The organism is Dorea sp. MB18-49 (assembly GCF_023669465.1).
GTDB classification, from domain to species: Bacteria; Bacillota; Clostridia; order Lachnospirales; family Lachnospiraceae; genus Dorea_A; species Dorea_A longicatena.
On record NZ_JAMOYX010000085.1, the window covers coordinates 1 to 4,628 of the forward strand.

The 4,628-nt window shown below is 41.0% G+C and carries 5 protein-coding genes; 4 read left to right on the plus strand and 1 reads right to left on the minus strand.

Annotation, left to right across the window (positions count from 1 at the left end):
* The first annotated feature begins 3 nt into the window (after window positions 1–3).
* Window positions 4–117, plus strand: coding sequence for an IS3 family transposase (locus NCY30_RS15480; RefSeq protein ID WP_118107981.1), 114 nt, complete (start codon window positions 4–6; stop codon window positions 115–117).
* A 105-nt stretch (window positions 118–222) separates the two neighbouring features.
* On the opposite strand, the gene NCY30_RS14690 is transcribed toward NCY30_RS15480, so the two are convergent.
* Complete coding sequence (locus tag NCY30_RS14690; protein WP_250818867.1) at window positions 223–876, minus strand: ECF transporter S component; 654 nt, start codon at window positions 874–876, stop codon at window positions 223–225.
* Between the two features lie 260 nt (window positions 877–1,136).
* Between NCY30_RS14690 and coaBC the strand changes: the two genes are divergently transcribed.
* The 3 genes from coaBC to NCY30_RS14705 all read left to right on the plus strand — a co-directional run bounded on the left by coaBC (window position 1,137) and on the right by NCY30_RS14705 (window position 4,465).
* Window positions 1,137–2,333 carry a bifunctional phosphopantothenoylcysteine decarboxylase/phosphopantothenate--cysteine ligase CoaBC gene (gene coaBC / locus NCY30_RS14695; RefSeq protein ID WP_006428997.1) on the plus strand — a complete coding sequence of 399 codons (1,197 nt, stop codon included), beginning with the start codon at window positions 1,137–1,139 and terminating at the stop codon, window positions 2,331–2,333.
* Window positions 2,334–2,389: 56 nt separating this feature from the next.
* Window positions 2,390–2,593, plus strand: a complete 204-nt coding sequence (locus tag NCY30_RS14700) for a hypothetical protein (RefSeq protein WP_006428998.1) — start codon at window positions 2,390–2,392, stop codon at window positions 2,591–2,593.
* A gap of 198 nt (window positions 2,594–2,791) precedes the next feature.
* The gene (locus NCY30_RS14705; RefSeq protein WP_250818868.1) at window positions 2,792–4,465 is read left to right on the plus strand and encodes an alpha-glucosidase; all 1,674 of its coding nucleotides are present in this window, start codon (window positions 2,792–2,794) and stop codon (window positions 4,463–4,465) included.
* Window positions 4,466–4,628 lie beyond the last annotated feature (163 nt).

Sequence of the window (4,628 nt, forward strand, 5' to 3'; positions counted from 1 at the left end):
TCTTTGATTACTGCGATAGCTAATTACATAGATTACTACAACAACCAACGACTTCAAAGGAAACTGCATGTAATGACACCAATGAAATATCATGAGCAATATACAAAAGCAGCATAAAATATCGCCAACCATAGCATGGCTGACGATACAAAAATTTATTATTTTTTATTGTCCTCTTGACGGGGAGCATACCATTTCTTGAGCCGGAAGGTCTTCTTTCCTCTATACATTTGCTTTCGCAACATTTCCAATATTCATTTTTCGAAATACACCAAGTAATACTTTTCCGATTGCCAGAACCAAAATTGCTGCTGCAATCGCCTCTGGAATTCCGGATGCTGTAACAGTTCCCATTACCAGTCCCCATACGGCACTGACTGCCACATCTTTTGCTTCTGCATACTGTTTTGCAAAAAGAATATAGATACTTCCCATTACAGTGATAGTATTAACCATTGCTCCTGCAAATCCCACGATTGGAAGTGCGATGATACTATTTACTTTCAGTTTTGAAAAAAGAATCCAAAGCCATCCTGCTGCCACACCAATTAATATCCTGCATCCTACTGAAATCCAGACTGCTTTTATTGCCCCTGGTATTCCTGTAGTACTCATAAACGGCGAGAACGCAAATGATAAAAGTGTCGGTGCCATCGTGTTACTGATCAGTGAACAGATGCCAAATACACCGCCCAGGATTGCGCCTGCTGCAGGTCCTAACAAAATTGCTCCAAGAATTACCGGAATATGTACAGTTGTTGCCTTAATGATCGGAAGCTGTATCATTCCAAGCGGTGTGTTCGCCAGAACGATTACGATCGCTGCCATAAGTGCAACACTGACCATCCAACTAGTGTCTTGTTTCTTTGTCTTCATATTTAATTTTCCTCCTTGTTATCATTCCCGGTGACCGGGATACAATACAATTACGAGTCCGATTATAGCATTCCGGGAACTGCCAAACAAGTATAAAAATCCATACAATCTGCTTATTTTTCACAGTTATTACTATGATTCGTCTTTTCCTGCGGGTTCTATGTATTTTTATTACTATTGCTTGCAAGAATGAAGAAAAAGCGATATAGTGATTATAATTGTATTATTTTATTTGAACATTGAAATGAGGATGAATACTTATGTTAAAAGGAAAACATGTCCTGCTTGGCGTGACCGGAGGTATTGCTTCTTATAAAATTGCAACACTTACAAGTCTTCTGGTAAAAGCAGGCGCTGACGTTCATGTCATCATGACTAAGAACGCCACCAATTTTATCAATCCAATTACTTTTGAGACTCTGACAGGACATAAATGTATCACAGATACATTTGACCGAAATTTTGAATTTAAAGTAGAGCACGTTGCACTTGCCCAACTTGCAGACATTGTCATGATCGCACCGGCAACTGCTAATGTCATGGCAAAGCTTGCGCATGGTCTCGCCGATGATATGCTGACAACTACCGTTCTTGCAAGCCGTGCACCAAAGATCATTGCACCAGCCATGAATACCGCAATGTATGAGAATCCTGTCACACAGGATAATATTGAATTGCTGAAGCATTATGGCATGGAGGTGATCACTCCTGCCAGCGGACACCTGGCATGCGGTGACAGCGGAGCCGGAAAGATGCCGGAACCCGAGACCTTATTCCAGTACATATGCAAAACCATTGCACATGAAAAGGATATGGCCGGTATGAAAGTACTTGTCACAGCCGGACCGACACAGGAAGCCATTGATCCAGTCCGTTATATCACAAACCATTCATCCGGTAAAATGGGTTACAGCATTGCAAAAGCCTGCATGCTCCGCGGCGCTGATGTCACACTGGTAACCGGGCGTACCGCTCTTGATGCACCGCTTTTTGTTAACACCGTTCCTGTCATATCAGCCAAAGATATGTATGAGGAAGTAACTTCCAGAAGCCATGACATGGACATCATAATCAAGGCTGCTGCCGTTGCAGACTACAGGCCTTGTAATGTTGCAGATGAAAAGATCAAAAAGAAAGAGGGAGATGTCATGTCTATTCCATTGGAACGTACTGATGACATCTTAAAGTATCTCGGCGAGCACAAGGAACCCCATCAGTTCTTATGTGGTTTTTCTATGGAAACACAAAATATGCTGGAAAATTCCAAGAAAAAACTTATGAAAAAGAATCTGGATATGATCGTTGCCAACAATCTGAAGGAACAAGGTGCCGGATTTGAAACCGATACAAATATTGTTACGATGATCACGCAAAATGAAGTATTTGAACTGGAACTGATGAGCAAAGAAGAGGTCGCTTTCCATCTGCTCGATAAAATATTAGAACTTAGAAAATAAAAGTGAAAATATAATATAAGAAAGAAATTTCGTGAATTTACAGGAGGATATACGAAATGGATGCTAATTTATCAATGGAACAGATCCGTATGGATGTAAAGAATGTAACTGCTCTGAATCAGGAAGGATATGACATGAACGTCATCTCCCACAAACTTGATCTTTCAAAGGACTATGTACAGACAATTCTTACCTGTGCACAGGGATTTACAGAAGATGACACAATGGCTGTTGCTGTTCTCGTCGAAGCAAGTTTATAATTCCTATATTGACAAAAAATGTTACCGGCATGTCTGGTAACATTTTTTCTGCATTCTTAAAATGCAAGTATTGTATCATATTGCAATATCATATTACAAGAAATTCTCATTCAGTACTTCTATAATTGATACTTGCAACCATTATTAAAAAAGAAAGGTGTTACGACAATTCTCCGTAACAGACAGGTTTTATAAATCATGAAGAAAAAATGGTGGCATGACAAAGTTGCCTATCAAATTTATCCAAAAAGCTTTTTGGATACAAACGGAGACGGAATCGGCGATCTTGGCGGAATCATCTCCAAATTAGATTATTTAAAAGAACTGGGAATTGATATCATCTGGCTCTCTCCAATCTACAAATCCCCTTTTGTAGACCAGGGATACGACATTTCCGATTATTATGCAATTGCAGAAGAATTCGGTACAATGGAACAATTCGAAGAACTGCTTGCAGAAGCAAAGAAAAGAGATATGTACATCATTATGGATCTGGTTATCAACCACTGTTCTGATCAACACGAATGGTTCCAGAAAGCACTGGCAGATCCGGAAGGCGAATATGCCGATTATTTTTATTTCCGCAAGGGAAAGAATGGAAATCCACCAAGCAATTACCGTTCTTACTTCGGCGGAAGCTGCTGGGAGCCGGTTCCGGGAACGGATCTGTACTACCTTCATATGTTCGCCAAAGAGCAGCCGGATCTTAACTGGGAGAATCCGGTAGTCAGAAAGAAGCTTTATGAAATGGTGAACTGGTGGCTTGAAAAGGGTCTCGCCGGATTCCGTATTGACGCGATCATCAATATAAAGAAAGACCTGACTTTTTCAGATCTTGATCCGGACGGACCGGATGGGCTTGCAAACTGCTGGAGGATGGTAGAAAACGTAGATGGTGTCGGCATTTTTCTCGAGGACTTAAAGAAACATACTTTCCAGAAATACGATGCCTTTACTGTCGGTGAAGTATTCAACATGAAAGAAGGCGAACTTGCAGACTTCATCGGTGAAAATGGTCATTTTTCCACAATCTTTGACTTCAGTGCTCACATACTCAGTGAAGGGGAACACGGATGGTACGATGCCCCACCCGTAGACTTTAAAGAATGGCGGAAAGCCATCTCTGACTCCCAGCTCAGAGTGCAAACTTGCGGACTGGAAGCCAATATCATTGAAAATCATGATGAACCAAGAGGTGTATCCCGCTTCTTACCAGATTATGCGCAGAATCCTGCCGGAACCAAAATGCTCGGAACCGTCAGTATCCTTCTCCGCGGCATCCCATTCATCTATCAGGGACAGGAAATCGGTATGCAAAATGCGGTATGGAACAGTGTCGAAGAATATAATGACATCAATACCATTGATCAATATCATACTGCAAGGAATGCCGGTCTTACCGCTAAAGAAGCACTTAAGGCTTGCAGCAAACTAAGCCGCGATAATGCCAGAACCCCCGTACAGTGGAATGCTCAGGAAAATGCCGGATTTACCGCAGGAACTCCTTGGCTGAAAGTAAATGACAATTATAAAGAGATCAATATGGCTGATCAGGATCAAGATCCAGACTCTATATTAAATTATTACCGGAGACTGATTGCGCTTCGAAAATCTCCAACATACAAAGAAGTCTTTACTTATGGTAAATTTCTCCCTGCTTATCAGGACACAGAGGATGTCATGGCCTATTACCGGAAAGATGAACATACACGTATACTGGTCGCCGCTAATTTCGGAAAAGAATCTGTCGAACTTCCGTTAGATTATCCGGTGAAACAGGTTCTTCTTTCTAATCAGCACAAGCAGCATAATTATAATACCGAATCCCATCTTTCACTTGAAAGCTGCGAAGTAATCGTATTCGAATTATAAGTTCAAAAACCCCCGGCACATTGATATGCTACCCTCATATAGGACAATGAAATATAAAAGTCCTATATGGGGGTATTTTCATGTTCAGAAAGAGTAAGATAGAACCAGTAGAAAAAGTAAAAATAGTCGAACGCTACCTTGCAGGAGAAATTGGCATACAGCA

Coding starts and splice junctions, on each gene's coding strand:
- NCY30_RS14690 (WP_250818867.1), bottom strand. CDS start 876: ATGAAGACAAAGAAACAAGACACTAGTTGGATGGTCAGTGTTGCACTT.
- coaBC (WP_006428997.1), top strand. CDS start 1,137: ATGTTAAAAGGAAAACATGTCCTGCTTGGCGTGACCGGAGGTATTGCT.
- NCY30_RS14700 (WP_006428998.1), top strand. CDS start 2,390: ATGGATGCTAATTTATCAATGGAACAGATCCGTATGGATGTAAAGAAT.
- NCY30_RS14705 (WP_250818868.1), top strand. CDS start 2,792: ATGAAGAAAAAATGGTGGCATGACAAAGTTGCCTATCAAATTTATCCA.